General features: G+C 67.6%; 15 protein-coding genes and 1 tRNA gene. 6 read left to right on the top strand and 10 right to left on the bottom strand.

Features of this window, described 5'->3' with window-relative positions; genetic code table 11:
- Positions 1-21: 21 nt before the first annotated feature.
- Together AC1C2S_RS08080 and AC1C2S_RS08075 are read left to right on the top strand one after the other, a co-directional pair.
- Positions 22-561 carry a peptidylprolyl isomerase gene (locus AC1C2S_RS08080; protein WP_495352009.1) on the top strand — a complete coding sequence of 180 codons (540 nt, stop codon included), beginning with the start codon at positions 22-24 and terminating at the stop codon, positions 559-561.
- A 7-nt stretch (positions 562-568) separates the two neighbouring features.
- A complete protein-coding gene (locus AC1C2S_RS08075; protein WP_495352008.1) occupies positions 569-1,426 on the top strand; it encodes a rhomboid family intramembrane serine protease in 858 nt (285 codons plus the stop codon).
- A 215-nt stretch (positions 1,427-1,641) separates the two neighbouring features.
- On the opposite strand, the gene AC1C2S_RS08070 is transcribed toward AC1C2S_RS08075, so the two are convergent.
- Entirely contained in the window at positions 1,642-1,881 is a 240-nt protein-coding gene (locus tag AC1C2S_RS08070; protein WP_495352007.1) for a cell division protein CrgA, read from the bottom strand.
- Positions 1,882-1,951: 70 nt separating this feature from the next.
- Here AC1C2S_RS08070 and AC1C2S_RS08065 point away from each other — a divergent pair, with 70 nt between their 5' ends.
- Genes AC1C2S_RS08065 through AC1C2S_RS08055 form a run of 3 tightly spaced genes read left to right on the top strand, consistent with a single transcriptional unit; the run spans position 1,952 to position 3,547 of the window.
- Positions 1,952-2,743, top strand: a complete 792-nt coding sequence (locus tag AC1C2S_RS08065) for a class E sortase (RefSeq protein WP_495352006.1) — start codon at positions 1,952-1,954, stop codon at positions 2,741-2,743.
- Between the two features lie 3 nt (positions 2,744-2,746).
- A complete protein-coding gene (locus AC1C2S_RS08060; RefSeq protein ID WP_495352005.1) occupies positions 2,747-2,902 on the top strand; it encodes a hypothetical protein in 156 nt (51 codons plus the stop codon).
- Positions 2,903-3,547: an anthranilate synthase component II gene (locus AC1C2S_RS08055; protein WP_495352004.1), complete on the top strand. Its 645-nt coding sequence runs from the start codon at positions 2,903-2,905 to the stop codon at positions 3,545-3,547. It begins immediately after the preceding gene.
- A 71-nt stretch (positions 3,548-3,618) separates the two neighbouring features.
- On the opposite strand, the gene pknB is transcribed toward AC1C2S_RS08055, so the two are convergent.
- The 9 genes from pknB to AC1C2S_RS08010 form a co-directional block, all read right to left on the bottom strand.
- Entirely contained in the window at positions 3,619-5,313 is a 1,695-nt protein-coding gene (gene pknB / locus AC1C2S_RS08050) for a Stk1 family PASTA domain-containing Ser/Thr kinase (protein ID WP_495352003.1), read from the bottom strand.
- A 47-nt stretch (positions 5,314-5,360) separates the two neighbouring features.
- Entirely contained in the window at positions 5,361-7,052 is a 1,692-nt protein-coding gene (locus tag AC1C2S_RS08045; RefSeq protein ID WP_495352002.1) for a protein kinase domain-containing protein, read from the bottom strand.
- The gene (locus tag AC1C2S_RS08040; RefSeq protein WP_495352001.1) at positions 7,049-8,503 is read right to left on the bottom strand and encodes a peptidoglycan D,D-transpeptidase FtsI family protein; all 1,455 of its coding nucleotides are present in this window, start codon (positions 8,501-8,503) and stop codon (positions 7,049-7,051) included. Before AC1C2S_RS08040 ends, AC1C2S_RS08045 begins: the two co-directional genes overlap by 4 nt.
- On the bottom strand, positions 8,500-9,849 hold the full coding sequence (locus AC1C2S_RS08035; protein ID WP_495353218.1) for an FtsW/RodA/SpoVE family cell cycle protein: 1,350 nt from the start codon (positions 9,847-9,849) through the stop codon (positions 8,500-8,502). Before AC1C2S_RS08035 ends, AC1C2S_RS08040 begins: the two co-directional genes overlap by 4 nt.
- Positions 9,850-9,919: 70 nt before the next feature.
- A complete protein-coding gene (locus tag AC1C2S_RS08030) occupies positions 9,920-11,149 on the bottom strand; it encodes a PP2C family protein-serine/threonine phosphatase (RefSeq protein ID WP_495352000.1) in 1,230 nt (409 codons plus the stop codon).
- 3 nt (positions 11,150-11,152) lie between these two features.
- Positions 11,153-11,710, bottom strand: coding sequence for an FHA domain-containing protein FhaB/FipA (locus AC1C2S_RS08025; RefSeq protein ID WP_495351999.1), 558 nt, complete (start codon positions 11,708-11,710; stop codon positions 11,153-11,155).
- Positions 11,707-12,450: an FHA domain-containing protein gene (locus AC1C2S_RS08020; RefSeq protein ID WP_495351998.1), complete on the bottom strand. Its 744-nt coding sequence runs from the start codon at positions 12,448-12,450 to the stop codon at positions 11,707-11,709. Before AC1C2S_RS08020 ends, AC1C2S_RS08025 begins: the two co-directional genes overlap by 4 nt.
- A 77-nt stretch (positions 12,451-12,527) precedes the next feature.
- Complete coding sequence (locus tag AC1C2S_RS08015) at positions 12,528-15,038, bottom strand: glycoside hydrolase family 65 protein (protein WP_495351997.1); 2,511 nt, start codon at positions 15,036-15,038, stop codon at positions 12,528-12,530.
- The gene (locus AC1C2S_RS08010) at positions 15,035-15,778 is read right to left on the bottom strand and encodes a beta-phosphoglucomutase family hydrolase (protein ID WP_495353217.1); all 744 of its coding nucleotides are present in this window, start codon (positions 15,776-15,778) and stop codon (positions 15,035-15,037) included. Before AC1C2S_RS08010 ends, AC1C2S_RS08015 begins: the two co-directional genes overlap by 4 nt.
- A gap of 298 nt (positions 15,779-16,076) precedes the next feature.
- Between AC1C2S_RS08010 and AC1C2S_RS08005 the strand changes: the two genes are divergently transcribed.
- A tRNA-Leu gene (locus AC1C2S_RS08005) sits at positions 16,077-16,163 on the top strand.
- Positions 16,164-16,285: the final 122 nt, after the last annotated feature.

Below are 16,285 nucleotides of genomic sequence, written 5' to 3'. Positions count from 1 at the left end.
CACCCATGCCAGAATAAGAGGATGCCGATTCCCACCGCAGTCGCGACACTCAACACTAATCACGGCCCGATCAAGGTCGACCTCTACGGCGACCACGCCCCGAAGACGGTCAAGAACTTCGTCGGCCTCGCCACGGGCGAGATCGAATGGACGCACCCCGCCACCGGTGTGAAGTCCACTACCCCCCTCTATGACGGGGTCATCTTCCACCGCATCATCCCCGGCTTCATGATCCAGGGCGGCGACCCGCTCGGTCAGGGCGTCGGCGGCCCGGGTTACCAGTTCGATGACGAGATCAACTCGGAGCTCGACTTCACCGAGCCCTACGTGCTCGCCATGGCGAACGCCGGCATCCAGATGGGGCACGGCACCAACGGCTCGCAGTTCTTCATCACCACCGGCCCCACGACATGGCTGCAGGGCAAGCACTCCATCTTCGGCAAGGTGACCGATTCCGCGAGCCAGGCCGTCATCGACCGGCTCGGCGCCGTCGCCACCGATGGCCGCGACAAGCCCCTCGAAGACATCGTCATCGAGAGCATCACCGTCGAGCAGGTCTGACACTCGAGTGAGCGAATCGGGGCCTGATCGGGCGAACTTCTGTTATCGGCATCCCGATCGCCAGAGCTACATCCTGTGCCAGCGGTGCGGGCGCACGATCTGTCCCGAGTGCCAGACGCAGGCGGCCGTCGGCGTGATCTGCCCCGAGTGCATGCGCGAGCAGCGCGCGACGGCGCCACGCACGAAGCCGGCGATGCTCACTCGCGTGCGTTCGGCGGCTGACCGCGGCGCCCCCGTCGTTACGTATTCCCTCATCGGAATCACGCTGGCGGTGTTCGTCCTCCAGCTGATTCCGGGTCTCGGTGTGACGAACTGGCTCTACTTCACGCCGCTTGCGATGAGCGACATCGCGTTCCAACCGTGGCGGCTGCTGACGACGGTGTTCGTGCACTCGACCGCACTGATCTTCCACGTGGTGCTCAACATGTACACGTTGTGGATCTTCGGACGGCTGCTCGAAGGGCTGCTCGGGCGCTGGCGCTTCCTCGCCCTCTACCTGCTGTCGGGACTCGCGGGTTCGGTCGGCGTGATCTGGTTGTCGGATCCGAACACGAGCGTCGTCGGGGCATCCGGTGCCATCTTCGGGTTGATGGGCGCGTACCTCGTGATCCAGCGTCGCCTCGGCGGCCAGACGATCCAATTGTTCGTGCTGCTCGGCATCAACCTCGTCATCGGGTTCGTCCCGAGCTTCAACATCGCCTGGCAGGCCCACCTCGGCGGGCTCATCGGCGGAGCACTCGTCGGGTTCATCCTCCTCGAGACACGCAAGCGATCGCAGCAGACGCTGCAGGTCTGGCTGCTCGTCGCGGTCGCCGTGGTTTTGGTGCTGCTGAGCCTGCGGTACTTCGTCTTGCCGATCGTCTGACACCGTGCGAAGTTATCCACAGCTCTCTCCACAGCTGGGGAGAGTTACACGCGTGTAATTGTCGGCATTTCTGGGGACGCGAGCATCGAGAGATATCCGCACCTGTGGATAACTGTGCGGGGCGAGGCTCGACGATCAGGTCCGCCGAGCACGACAGAGGGGCGGATGCCGCAGCATCCGCCCCTCTCTCGGTCGTTGAAGCGGTGTGTGTGCCGCTAGCGCCAGCGGGTGGTCATGAGGAAGCCGACGAAGGCGATGCCGAAGCCGATGAGGATGTTCCACGAGCCGAGGTCGGCGATCGGGAAGCGGCCCTGGCTCACGTAGAACACGATGATCCACGCGAGCCCAACGAGCATGAAGCCGAACATGACGGGCTTGAACCACACCGGGTTCGGAGCCTCTTCGCCGCTGGCCGGTTCAGCGCGCGCGGGCTTCGGGGATTTCGTACGTGCCATGGGGTGATTCTAGCCGAGCCGGAGGCCCTCGCACATTCGGTTCACGTTCGCGCGGGCTAGAATCGGCCCTATGTCCGAGTCGCCACCCGATGCCCGGCGTGCGCGCCGCCCGTCGGGCGGCCAGCGGCACCGGGTGAGCGTCGTCGGCGTGTTCGGCGAACTGCTGCTCACGGGCGGCGTACTGATCCTCCTCTTCCTCGGCTGGCAGCTGTGGTGGAACGACGCGATCATGGCCGGACAACAGTCGTCCGCGGCATCCGCTCAGAGCGCCGAATGGCTGAAAGAGGCCCTCGCTGCACAGGGCGGAACGCCGCCGCCCGCTCCGGCCGACTACGGCGACCCCGTCGTCGACACGACGGAGTACGGCAATGGCGAGGCGTTCGCGGTCATGTACGTGCCGCGGTTCGGCGAAGACTCCCAGCGCAGTATCGCCGAGGGCTACGGGCTCGATGTGCTCAACAGCTTCGACCTCGGCGTCGGCCACTACCCGCAGACGCAGATGCCCGGCGAGGTCGGCAATTTCGCGATTGCGTCGCACCGCAGCGCCTACGGCGGCGGCATGCACGAGATCGAACAGCTGCAATTGGGCGACGCGATCTACATTCAGACGAAAGACGGCTGGTTCACCTACCGGTTCCGAGACTTCGAGTATGTGACCCCCGAGACGGTCGACGTGCTTGCCCCGGTGCCGCACCACCCCGACGTCGCGCCGACCGATCGCCTCGTCACGCTCACGAGCTGCAACCCGCTGTTCTCGACCGCGGAGCGCATCATCGCCTACGGCGTGCTCGAGTCCTGGCAACCGATCTCGGCGGGCGCCCCCGCCGAGATCGCACCGATCGTCGCAACCTGGGGGAGCTGAGACATGTACGGCGCACTCTGGCGCATCCTGCCCGGGCCCGTGTGGCTGCGCATCATTCTGATGCTGATCCTCGTCGCGGCCGCGGTGTTCGCCCTCTTCACGTGGGTGTTCCCATGGGTCGACGGCGTGCTGAATCCGATCAACGTCACGGTGGAGTGAATGACCCGCGTCCTCGTCATCGACAACTACGACAGCTTCGTCTACACGCTCAACGGCTACCTGCAAGAGCTCGGCGCCGAGACCGAGGTCGTGCGCAACGACTCGTTCGGCGTCGCTGAGGCGGCGACGCGCATCGCCGACTACGACGCGGTGCTCATCTCGCCGGGGCCCGGCAAGCCGTCGGATGCCGGTGTGTCGATCCCCATCGTCGAGGCAGCCCTCGCCTCGGGGCAGCCGATCCTCGGCGTGTGCCTCGGACACCAGGCGATTGCCGAGGCCTTCGGCGCGGTCGTGACGAACGCCGATGAGCTCATGCACGGCAAGACCTCGCGCATCACGCATGACGAGAGCGACTTCTACGACGGGGTGCCGCAGCCCTTCACCGCGACGAGGTACCACTCGCTCGCCGTCGTCGATGGCACCGTGCCCGCGTCGCTCGTGGTGACGAGCCGAACGCAGGGCGGCGTGATCATGGGCCTGCGCCACGAGAGCGCTCCGATCTTCGGCGTGCAGTTCCACCCGGAGTCGGTGCTGACCGAGGGCGGCTACCGCATGCTCGGCAACTGGCTCGCGGTCGCAGGGCTGCCCGAGGCGCGAGAGCGCGCCGTCGGCCTCAGCCCGTTGATGCGTGCGGCAACGGCTTAGGTCTCGATACGCTCGCTGCGCTCGCTACTCGACCGGCGAGGGTGCGGCGCGGCTCGACTGGCGAGGGCGGGTCAGCCGGCGCAGTAGGTGAGTTCGACCGAGGAGTGTTGCGGAACGTCGCCGGGCGGCACCGACTGCTGTGTCACCGGCGAGCCCGGCTGCGACTTGCACGAGGCGTCGGGCTTGGGCTCGGCGGTCAATTGCAGGTTCTCGGCCGCGAGATACGACGTGGCGGCTGTGAGCGTCTGCCCCGTGAGGTCGGGGAGCGTGACCATGCCGCTGGAGATGCGGAAGTCGACCGTGGAACCGGCCTCGACCGATGCACCGGCCTCGGGCGTGGTGTCGAGCACAGTGTCGCCGGGCACGGTCGGTGACGGCTCTCTCGTCTCGGTTCCGGGCACGAGCCCGGCGGCAGTCACATCGGCCTTCGCCTGTTCGAGGGCCTTGTTGCGGACGTCGGGCACGGCGACGGCTTGTCGCCCGGTCGAGACATACACCGTGACCGCCGTGTCGGCGTCGACGATCTCGCCCGCGGCCGGATCACTGCGGGTCACCTGATCGGCGGGCACCGTCTCGCTCGTCTCGTTGACGCGGGTAGCCGGGAGCCCGAGCTCTTGGAGCTTGGCCACAGCCTCTTCGTAGGTGCCACCGGTCAGCACCGGGATCTCGCGAGAGTTCGTCGGCAGCTCGGTTGTGGGTTGCAGATTGAACGCCCAGTACATGACGGCGATCACGATCACGATCACGCCGATGATGCCCGACCAGATCCAGATCGCCGGCGGGCGGCGCTGGGTGCGGGTCATCGTCTCGTCTTCCGCGAGCTGGCGGAGCGCCAGTTCAGAGCTCGACAGCGAGGCGGTAGGGGCTCCGAAGAGCATCGTGGACTGGTCGGGTTCACGGTGCACCGGCACGCGACCGGATGCCGCGACGTCGACGTCGGCCCGGAACTCCGCCGCCGTCTGGTAGCGCTGGTCGCGGTTCTTCGCGAGGGCGTGCAGCACGACCGAATCGAGCGCGGGCGAGACCTTCGGGTTGATGACGCTCGGCTTGACCGGGCGCTCGCTCACGTGCTGGTACGCCACCGCGACGGGCGTGTCGCCGCGGAACGGCGGCCGGCCCGTGAGCATCTCGAAGAGCACGACACCGGTGGAGTACAGGTCTGTGCGCGCGTCGACCGTCTCGCCCTTGGCCTGCTCGGGCGAGAAGTACGACGCCGTGCCGAGGATCGCCGTCGTCTGCGCGACCGTCGTCGACGAGTCGGAGACAGCACGGGCGATGCCGAAGTCCATGACCTTCACCTGGCCGGTGGTGGTGATCATGATGTTGCCGGGCTTGATGTCGCGGTGCACGACGCCCGCCCGGTGCGAGTACTCGAGCGCCGTCAGCACGCCATCGATGACTCGTACGGCTGCAGACGCCTCGACGGGGCCGTCGTGGATGATGTCCTTCAGCAGCCGGCCCTCGACGAACTCCATCACGATGAAGGGCAGCTGCACCTCTTGACCGGAGGAGTCGACGACGGTCTCTTCGCCCGCATCGAACACGCGCACGATCGTGGGGTGCGCCATACGCGCCGCAGATTGCGCCTCCTGCCGGAAACGCATGCGGAACGCCGGGTCTGTCGCCAGCTGGGGCTTAAGCAGCTTGATGGCGACCTGGCGACCGAGCCGAGTGTCGGTGCCGACGTGCACGTCGGACATGCCACCGCGCCCGATGAGGGCGCCGACGCGGTATCGACCCGCGAGCACTCGTCCTTCATCGTTCACCGTGCGGCTCCGTCCCTTCTGCGATAGGTCCCGTCAGTTGCGGCGTGCTAGTTGTTGTTGTTGGCCGCGGCTGTCACTTTTACCGCCGCCGACGGGGACGAGGGGGAGGCCACCGAACCGCAGTAGTAGATGTAGGTGACCGTGAGGTCGCCGCTCGTCGCCGAGGTCGTCTGCAGAAGCGCTTCGGTCGCGCCGGCACCCGACGGCTGCGCCGACGGCGCCCCCGTTCCCTGTACCGACACCTGATAGCCCGACAGCGTCTGGCCGGCAGGGCACGATTGGGGGTCCCACGAAACGGTGAACGTCTCGCCGGCCTTGAGCGTCGCCGGCGTCACACGAGGCGCCGCCGTCGGTGCGCTCGGCGTCTCAGGATCGACGTAGAACGTGATCGTGACCTCGGAGCCGATCTGCATATTGCCCGTGGGGTTCACGTCGTAGACCCGGCCGGCCTCTTCAGCGGTTGCCGCCGGGTTGCCCTCGACGGCGTTCACGACCATGCCGAGGGCCTGGAGGTTCGCCCGAGCCTCGTCGACCGTGAGCCCCAGGTAGTCTTCACGGTTGACCTGGGCGGTCGTCGGAGCCTCTGCGGTCGGCGGAGCCTCCGTCGTCGGCGGAGCGCTCGACGGCGGCGTGGACGGCGCCGTCGACGCCGCCTCTTTCTCGTCGCCGTTCAGGGCGAGCGCGATGATCGTGCCGATGAGCACGATCGCGAGCAAGGCGATGAGGACGATGAGCGGCCAGGTCCAGGGGCTGCGCTTCTTCTTCTCTTCGACGGGCTCTTCGTCGTCGCCCGGCACACCCGCGGCAGACGGCATCACCGTCGTCGCCGCGGTGGCGCCTGACTGCGGCATGAGCATCGTGGCAGCCGTGACGCCGGCAGCGCCGAGCACGGCGGGCACTGCAGCGGCGGCGGCCTGCACGTCGCCCCGGCGAAGCGCCGTTGCGGCGCGTGCGAGATGTGCGGCCGACTGCGGCCGATCGGCCGGGTTCTTCGCGATGCATCCGTAGACCAAGTTGCGCACCGGCTCGGAGACCGTGACCGGCAGGTCGGGCGGTGTCTCGTTGATCTGCGCCATCGCGATGGCGACCTGCGACTCGCCCGTGAAGGGGCGACGGCCCGCGAGGGCCTCGTAGGCGACGATGCCGAGCGAGTAGATGTCGGTCGTCGGCGAGGCCGGGTGGCCCGACGCCTGCTCGGGCGAGAGGTACTGCACGGTGCCCATGACCTGGCCGGTGGCCGTGAGCGGCACCTGGTCGGCGATGCGCGCGATGCCGAAGTCGGTGATCTTCACGCGACCGTCGGGCGTGATGAGCAGGTTTCCGGGCTTGATGTCGCGGTGCACGAGACCGGCCGCGTGCGCGGCCTGCAGCGCCGCCGCAGTCTGCGCGACGATGTCGAGCACCTTGTCGGTGGAGAGCACGTGCTCGCGCTCGAGGATCGTGGAGAGCGCCTCGCCCGGCACGAGCTCCATGACGAGGTACGCGCTGCCGTCTTCCTCGCCGTAGTCGAAGACATTGGCGATGCCTTCGTGGTTCACGAGTGCGGCATGGCGGGCCTCGGCGCGGAAGCGCTCGAGGAAGCCCGGGTCGCCCAGGTACTCGTCTTTCAAGATCTTGATCGCGACCTGACGGCCGATGACGAGGTCTGTGGCTTGCCACACCTCGCCCATCCCGCCGATCGCGATGCGGGATTGCAGTTCGTAGCGCCCCCCGAAGGTGAGCCCTGCGCTCGGTCTCATTTGTTCAGCACCGCCTCTAGTACCTGCTTTGCGATGGGTGCGGCAATGCCATTGCCGAACCCTTCCTGACCAAGTCCCCCGCCATCCTCAACGAGCACTGTGATCGCGTACTGAGGATTGTCGGCGGGGGCAAAACCGGTGAACCAGAGAGTGTAGGGGTCACTCTCGCCGTTCTCTGCTGTACCTGTCTTACCAGCCACACTGACGCCGTCTATTCTTGCATTACTCGCGGCCCCGTTCTCGACGCCATTGATCATCATGCCGACCATCGTCTTCGCCGTCTCCTCGCTGATCGCACGGCCGAACTCTCGGGGTTCGAACTCCTGCAGTGGGTTGAAGTCGGGCGCCGTGATCTGATCGACCAGATTCGGGTTCATGACGATGCCGCCGTTCGCGATCGCAGCCGACACCATCGCCATCTGCATGGGCGTTGCGCGCACCTCGTACTGCCCGAATGCCGAGAGGCCCGTCTGCGCGTCGTCGAGCGCTCGCGGGTAGATGCTCGCCTCGGTCACCGTCGGAATCTCGAACTCGGTGTTGAACCCGAACTTCTGGGCCTGCTCGCGGATCGCGGCGTCGCCGAGTTGGATGCCGAGCTCAGCGAACGGGATGTTGCATGAGAGACGCAACGCGGTTGCGAGGCTGACGGTGTCGCCGCCGCCGCAGTTGCCGCCTTCGGTGTTGCGCACGACGGAGTCGGTGCCGGGCAGGGTGAGCGAGCCGGGGTTCGGCAACTGGCTCTCGGGCGTGTACTTGCCCGACTCGAGTGCGGCCGCGGTGACGACGAGCTTGAACACCGATCCAGGCGGGTTCATGTCGCCGCCGGTCGCGCGATTGAAGAGCGGGTCGGCCGGGTCGGCGAGCAGCCCCTCGTAGGTCGCGAGCGCCTGGGCGCTGTCGTGCACGACCAACGCGTTCGGGTCGTATGTCGGCTTGGTGACCATCGCGAGGATGCGCCCGGTCGACGGCTCGGTGACGTAGATCGCGCCCGTGTAGTCGCCGAGCGCGTCCCACGCGGCCTGTTGCGCCACCGGGTCGATCGCAACTTCGACGGATGCCCCCATTGGATCCTGCCCCGAGATCAGGCGGTTCAGGGAGTCGAAGAACTGGCTCGAGGACTGCCCGCTGAGATAGTCGTTGAGCGAACGCTCGAGGCCAGTGGCCTCGCCGTTGACGGGGATGTACCCGGTGACTGCGGCGTACAAGGGCCCGTTCGAGTAGACCCGCTGGAACTTGTAGTTGTCGTCTGAGGGCTGCGAGTACGCGATCGGATCACCGTCGACGAGGATCGGGCCGCGCTCGACGGAGTAGCTCTCGAAGAGGGTGCGCGAGTTGCGAGGGTCGGCTGCGAGAGTCTCGGCCTGTGCGTACTGGATGATCGTCGTCGAGACGAGCAGGGTGAGGAACATGAGGAGCGCGACGATCGAGACGCGCTTGAGCTCGCGGTTCATCCGTCGATCACCAGCCTCGGGTGGTTGCGCACCGTATCGGACAGGCGCAGGAGCAGGGCGACGATGATCCAGTTCGCCACGAGCGAGGAACCACCCGCCGCGAGGAACGGGGTCGTGAGCCCGGTGAGCGGGATGACTCGAGTGACGCCGCCGACGACGATGAACACCTGCAGGGCGATGACGAACGCGAGGCCCACCCCGAGCAGCTTGCCGAAGTCGTCTTGACCGGCGAACCCGATGCGGAACCCGCGGGCGACGAACAGCAGGTACAGCGCGAGGATCGCGAAGATGCCGGCGAGGCCGAGCTCCTCGCCGAGGCTCGCGATGATGTAGTCGCTCTGCGGAACCGGCGTGATGTCAGGGCGGCCCTGACCCCAACCCGTGCCGATCAACCCGCCGTTGCCCAACCCGAAGAGGCCCTGCACGAGCTGATAACTGCCGCCGTACTCCTGATCGAAGCGCTCGGGATTGAACGGGTCGAGCCAGTTCGCGAAGCGGTTGCCGACGTAGTCGAGGGTCTGGCTGGCGATGATCGCACCGCCGATGAAGAGGCTGAGCCCGAGCACAACCCACGACAGCCTGCTCGTCGCGACGTAGAGCATCACGAGGAAGAGGCCGAAGTAGAGGAGCGCGGTGCCGAGGTCGCGCTGGAAGACGATGACGGCCATCGACAGCGCCCACACGATGAGGAGCGGGCCGAGGTCGCGTGCCCGCGGGAACTGCATGCCGAGGAACTTCCTGCCCACCATCGACAGTGAGTCGCGGTTGCGCACGAGGTAGCCGGCGAAGAAGACCGCCAGGGCGATCTTCGCGATCTCGCCGGGCTGGAAGGTGGCGAAGTCGCCGATGCCGATCCACACCCGCGCACCGCTGACCTCGCGCCCGAGTCCGGGCACGAGCGGTAGGAGCAGCAGGATGATCGCGGCGAGGCCTGCGAGATAGGTGTACCGGAACAGCACCCGGTGGTTGCGGATGACGAGGATGGTCGCGATCGCGCAGACGATCGCGATGCCGCTCCATGCGATCTGCCGCACCGCTGCGCTCTCCCAGCCCGACTCGTTGTTGGCGATGTCGATGCGGTAGATCATCGCGATGCCGAGGCCGTTGAGCACCGTCGCGATCGGCAGCAGGAACGGGTCGGCGTCGCGCGCGACGAATCGCATGCCCACGTGCAGGCCGAACACGAGCACCGAGAGTCCTGCGCCGAGCAGCACGAGCTGCGTGTCGATGTGCCCGAGCGCCCCGAGCTGCACGAGCACGATCGCCGCGGCGTTGATGAAGCATGCGATGAGGAGCAGCCAGAACTCGAGGTTGCGCAGCTTCTGCGGAATCCGGATGCGGCGCACACCCTCTGGGGGCGTCGTGGGTCTCGATACGCGGCCGGCTTCGCCGGGCGCTACTCGACCGACGTTGAGGTCACTCAACGGAATCCTCCAGCCGCTGCACGATGCGATACGCCTCGGAGAAGGAGCCCGCGCTGATGGTCTGCTCGACACGCTGCTGGTCGTAGGTGCGAAGCTCTGCCACGTCGAGATCCATCTCGGTGTGCAATTCGTGCAGCGAGATCGGCCCCAGGTCTTGCTGGATGCCTTGGAAGATCGCGACCCGCCCGTCGGACTCGCCCACGTAGTAGCGCGTCTGCGTCCACTGGTAGCCGAGCAGGAACGCCGCCGCGATGGCGGCGACGAGCAGCACGATCCAGAAGCTCCACGTCCAGCGCCGGCGGCGGCGGCGGCGAGCGTCTTCTTCGATGATCTCGTCGAAGAAGTCTTCGGAGTCGGGCTCGAAGTGAGTCTCTTGAACGGGGTGCGGACGGAACGGAGTGAGACGGATGCCGCGGGCGCGTACCGGCTCGGGCTGGCCGAACGCGAGGGGGGCGGCGGCCGAGCCGACCACGAGGGGCGGGGTCGCCGGTGCCGGCGGCTCGCCGATGTCGAGGATCACCACCGTCACGTTGTCGGGTGCCCCGCCGTCGAGGGAGGCCTTCACGAGCCGGTCGGCCACTTGCTTGGCACCCGCTTCAGCCGACATCAGGTCGTGGATCTCGTCGAACGAGACGACGCCTGAGAGGCCGTCGGAGCACAGCATCCAACGGTCGCCTGCGCGCGTGTCGAGCACCATCGCGTCGATCTCGGGCGATGCCTCGACGTCGCCGAGCACTCGCATCAGCACCGAACGCCGTGGGTGCACCATCGCCTCTTCGGCGGTGATGCGGCCGGCGTCGACGAGACGCTGCACGAAGGTATGGTCGGTGGAGATCTGGCTGAGTTCGCCCGACCTCAGCAGGTAGATGCGTGAGTCGCCGATGTGCGAGATGACGATGCGATCGCCGACGAGCAGCACTGCGCTCACGGTCGTGCCCATGCCCGTGAGTTCGGAGTGCTCGGCGACGGTGGCCGCGAGCTGGCGGTTCGCGGCGATCAGGGCGCCCTCGAGGGATGCCGCGGCTTCGGTCGTGTTGTCGTAGTCGACGTCGGCCTCCGCGATGCGCCGCGTGGCGATCGCGCTCGCGACATCACCGCCCGCGTGCCCGCCCATGCCGTCGGCGACGACGAACAGGCGGCGCCCAGCGTAACCCGAGTCCTGGTTGTTCGCGCGGATGCGTCCTACATGCGAGACCGCGGCGCTCGCCTTGACCGTCGCCATGGGCTACCGCCGCAGCTCGAACGTCGTCGCTCCGACCTTGACGGTGGCTCCGAGCGGGATCGGGGTCGGCACGGTCACTCTGGAGCCGTTGAGGAAGGTGCCGTTCGTCGAATCGAGGTCTTGGATCATCCAGCGGCCGTTCCACTGCATGATGCGGGCGTGGTGGGTGGAGGTGTAGTCGTCGCGGATGATGATCGCCGAGTCGCTCGAGCGGCCGATCGTGATCTCGTCGTGGCCGAGCGGGAACTCCGCGCCGGTCTTCGCGCCGCTCGTGATGACGAGGCGGGTCGCGTTCTCGTTCGAGGCGAGCTCGCCGGCGCCGCCGGTCGGTGCTGTGGCATGCACGACCGGCGCAGTGGCCGCGGCGAGCGGTGCCGCCGATACCGGTGAGCTGGGGAACCCGGATGCCGTCGCTGCTCCTGCCCCGGCCGACTCGGGCTGCAGCTTGCGCACCCGCTGCCCGAAGAGGTCGCTGCGCAGCGCGTAGACGATCGCGAAGATGAACACCCAGAGCAACAGCAGGAAGCCGAGCTGGAGGACGAGGAGGGTCAGTTCGCTCATTCGCCGGGCCCCCAGAACCCGCCTATGTCGTGACGTTCGGTGGCCGGGTCGGTGCGCGAGCCTGCGTCGCCGGCGGACGCTTGCGCGAGCACCCGGAACACGATGCGGGTGCGGCCGATGGTGATGACCGAGTCGGGTTCGAGGATCGCGTCTTTCAGGGGAGCGCCGTTGAGCTGGGTGCCGTTCGTGGAGCCGAGGTCGCGCACGCGCGCACGGCTGCCGTCCCATTGCACCTCGGCGTGCCGGCGTGACGCACCCGAGTCGTCGAGGGTGATGTCGGCCTCGCTGCCGCGGCCGATGACCGTGCGCCCCTTCAGGATCGGGTAGCGCTTGCCGTTCACGTCGAGCACGGGGGTCCAGGCGACCTGGCCCTTCACGTTCTGCGAGTCGACCTGCACCATGCCCTCGGCGAGGCTGTCATCGGGGTGCAGCGCGATCGTGATGCCGCCCGCGAACTGGAAGCGCTGGCTCGCGGCGTGCTTCTGCACGAGGTCGACGAGTTCGTCGATGAGCGCCGGGCCGAGGCCCGTCATGCGCGCGTAGTCGGCGGATGCCATGCGCACGACGAAGCTGTTCGGCACGAGCACGCGGTCGCGTGAGACGACCGCAGCCTTCGTGTCGATCTCCCGCTTCAGGGCGGAAGTGATCTCGACGGGTTGCAGCCCCGAGCGAAAGGTCTTCGCGAACGCGCCGTTGACGGCTCGCTCGAGACCTTTCTCGAAGTTGTCCAGTAGGCCCACAGGTCTCCCGTTCCAGATGTGCTACGACGCTGTCGTGACTGTGACATGGTAGCCCGAAGGGCTGTATGTCTCGCGAATCAATCGACCTGGATCGCCGAGTCGGCTTCGTCGACGTCGAGCGAGAGCGTCGGGATCGACGCCGTCAGCAGGGTGCCGTCTGCGCGGCGCGAGCCGGTGACGTCGCGCATCGTCGGCGCTCCGTAGAGGCGCGGACCCTGCCCGTCGAGCGGCACCGAGACATCCGTGCCTGCCGTGACGACCACGTCGACACCGCGTACCCGCACGCGTGCCTCGCCCCCGTCTTCGACCGCGAACGAGATCGACTCGGGGTCGAGGCTCACGCGCAACCGCGTGCCGCGGAGCGTGATGCGGAAGGTGAGGCCCTGCCAGCCGTCGGGCAGGCGCGGGTCGAACGTGAAGACGCCGTTGTGGTCGCGGAACCCGCCGAAACCCGACACGAGCGCGCCCCACACGCCGCCCGCCGAGGCGACGTGCACTCCGTCGGATGCATTGTGGTGCAGGTCGGCGAGGTCGACGAAGAGCGCCGATCGGAAGTAGCGCATCGCGAGCTCGTGGTAGCCGACCTCGGCCGCGATGATCGACTGCACGATCGCCGACAGCGTCGAATCGCCGGTCGTCAGCGGGTCGTAGTACTCGAAGTTGGCGCGTTTCATCTCGGTCGAGAACCGGTCGCCCTGCAGGTACAGCGCGAGCACCACGTCGGCCTGCTTCAGCACCTGGAAACGGTAGATGACGAGCGGGTGGTAGTGGAGGAGGAGCGGGCGACGGTCTTCGGGGGTGTTCTCGAGATCCCACAGCTCCTTCTGCAGGAACGCGCTGTCTTGCGGGTGGATGCCGAGCTGCTGGTCGAAGGGGATGTGCATGTGCGCGGCCGCGCGACGCCAGCTCGCGACCTCGGCCGGCGTCACCTCGAGCCGCTCGACGAGGCGGTGGTAGGCCACCGGGTCGAGCACCTGCAGGTTGTCGACTGCGGATGCCGCTGCGGCGAGGTTCGCTCGCGCCATCACGTTCGTGTACAGGTTGTCGTTGACGACCGTCGTGTACTCGTCGGGGCCCGTGACGCCGTGGATGTGGAACACGTCGTCGGCGTTCGACCGCCAGAAGCCGAGGTCTTCCCACATGCGGGCGGTCTCGACGAGGATGTCGATCGCCCCGCGACCCAAGAAGTCTTGGTCGCCCGTCGCGGCGACGTACTGGCACAGCGCATACGAGATGTCGGCGTCGATGTGGTACTGGGCGGTGCCGGCCGCGTAGAACGCGCTCGACTCCTGCCCGTTGATCGTGCGCCACGGGAACAGTGCCCCCATCTGGTTCAGCTCCAGCGCGCGGGCGCGGGCGGGGTCGAGCATCCGCTGCCGGAATCGCAACACGTTGCGGGCGACGATCGGCGCCGTGTAGGTGAGGTAGGGGAGGACGTAGACCTCGCTGTCCCAGAAGTAGTGGCCCCCGTAGCCGGAGCCCGAGACGCCCTTCGCGGCGACGCCGCCGCCATCGGTGCGCGCCGTCGCCTGCGCGAGCTGGAAGAGGTTCCAGCGGGTCGCCTGCTGGATCGCCGCCTGGCCGGTGATCTCGACGTCGGAGCGGGTCCAGAAGTCGTCGAGCCACGCGCGCTGCTGGGCGAAGAGCTCGCCCACGCCCACCTCTGCCGCGCGGTCGAGGGTGCGGTCGCTGCGATCGGCGAGCTCGCGCGCGGGCACCTTCCTGGCGGTGTGATAGCTGACCATCTTGGTGATGCGGATCGGCTGGCCCTGCTTGGCGCGCACCCGGTAGATGTGCTTGGCGAGGTCGTCTTCGATGGAGCCCGACTCGGTGAAGGAGTTGTCGGTGGTGATCGAATGCTCGGCGGCGATCGCGATCGCCATGCCCGAGTTCGTCGTCTGGTAGCCGAGGAGGTAGCGGCCCTCGGTGCGACGCTTCACGCGGGGCTGCAGCACGCGTTCGTTGAACTGCTCGGCCTTGCGGGGATCGAAGCCGCCGCTGGTCTCGAGCACGCCCGAGCGGTACTCGTCGCGGCCGTCTTGACGGTTCAGGATCTGGCTCGAGATGGTCACCGCGGCATCCGAGTCGAGCAGTTCCACCTCGTAGTCGATGACGGCCAGGTGACGGTCGGTGAAGCTCACCATGCGCCGGCTCGTGATGAGCACGCGCTTGCCCGACGGGGTGCGCCAGACGATCGAGCGACTCAGTGCGCCGAGGCGGAAGTCGAGCCGACGCTCATAGGCGAGGAGCTCGGCCTCGGTGAGCACGAGGGGCTCGTCGTCGACGTAGAGGCGGATCACTTTGGCATCGGGTGCGTTCACGATCGTCTGGCCCACGCGCGCGAACCCGAACGCCTCTTCCGCGTGCCGGATCGGCCACGTCTCGTGGAAGCCGTTCACGAACGTGCCGTGCACGAAGCCGTCACGGCCCTCCTCGACATTGCCGCGCATGCCGAGGTAGCCGTTGCCGACGGCGAAGAGCGTCTCGGTGCGGCCCATGTCGGCCTCGCCGAAGTCGGTCTCGACGAGCGCCCACTCGTCGATCGGAAACCGGGTGCGGTTCAGCGGGTCGTGGTCGGCGAACCTCATTCGCGTTCCTCTCGGGGAGTGTCGGTCGCGGGAGTCGCGGGCAGCAGGGGGATGAGTTCGTCGAGTTCGTCGACCACGATGTCGGCGCCGAGTGCTTCGAGGGCCTCGCGGCCGACGCCGCGGTCGACGCCGATGACGACGCCGAAGTCGCCGGCCGCACCGGCCTTCACCCCCGACTCGGCGTCTTCGACGACCGCACAGGCCGTCGTCGGCAGGCCGAGCAGCTCGGCCGCGCGCTCGAAGGTGTCGGGGGCCGGCTTGCCGGGGATCCCGTCGTGCGCGGCGACCGCGCCGTCGACGACGACCTCGAAGCGATCGGCGAGCCCCGCCGCCGCCAGCACCGAGGGGGCATTCTTCGAGCTCGAGACGACGGCCACGCGGCATCCGCTCGCCTGCACCGCGTCGAGGAAGGCGACACTCGCAGGGTAGGCGGCGACACCCTCGTCGGCGAGCGTCTCGTTGAAGGCCTCGTTCTTGCGGTTGCCGAGGCCGTGCACGGTCTCTTCGGCGGGCGAATCGGTCACGTCGCCTTCGGGCACGCGGATGCCGCGGCTCTCGAGGAGGCTGCGAACCCCGTCGTAGCGAGGCTTGCCGTCGATGTATGAGAAGTAGTCGGCCTCTTCATACGGCGCGGCGCCGTGCTGCTCGAGATAAGGGGTGAACAGGCGCGCCCACGCGTGCATGTGCACGGTCGCGGTCGGCGTCAGCACACCGTCGAGGTCGAAGAGATATCCACGGATGTCGCGGAGCGCCGTTGCCGTGCGCGTGGCGCGCTCGTCGTGGCTGGTGGGGGAGTGGGGGGTCTCGCCGGGCGAGGTCACGGGCGGTCCTTTCGTCGCGTCGGTCGGGGCACCGGAACCCGCTGCTCGATGCTATTCCCGGGTGGCGGGGCAACGCGAGGCGAGGCGGATACTCGGAGGAATCGCCAAGGGTCTGAGAGGGGAACTTCGGGCTCGTCGGGAGGTCGCCTCGAATGGCTTTGCCGCCCAGGAAATGTTAGTCTCTCGTGGTTGGACGCACTGCGGTGCATCCATACGTGCGCGAGTGGCGGAATTGGCAGACGCGCTGGCTTCAGGTGCCAGTACTCGCAAGGGTGTGGGGGTTCAAGTCCCCCCTCGCGCACCACGGGGAATTAGCGAGTTCCCAAGAATCAGTTGGCGATATCGAACCGGCCCGGGCCTTATTGAGGTTTCGGGCCGTTTTCTTTTGCGCCGATGGCCGATTCCGGGCCGCGATCAGAGCACGAA

Source organism: Agromyces sp. Y782, assembly GCF_059445405.1.
The sequence above is the reverse complement of the archived record's forward strand: the minus strand, read 5'-3'. Positions and strand labels throughout refer to the sequence as shown.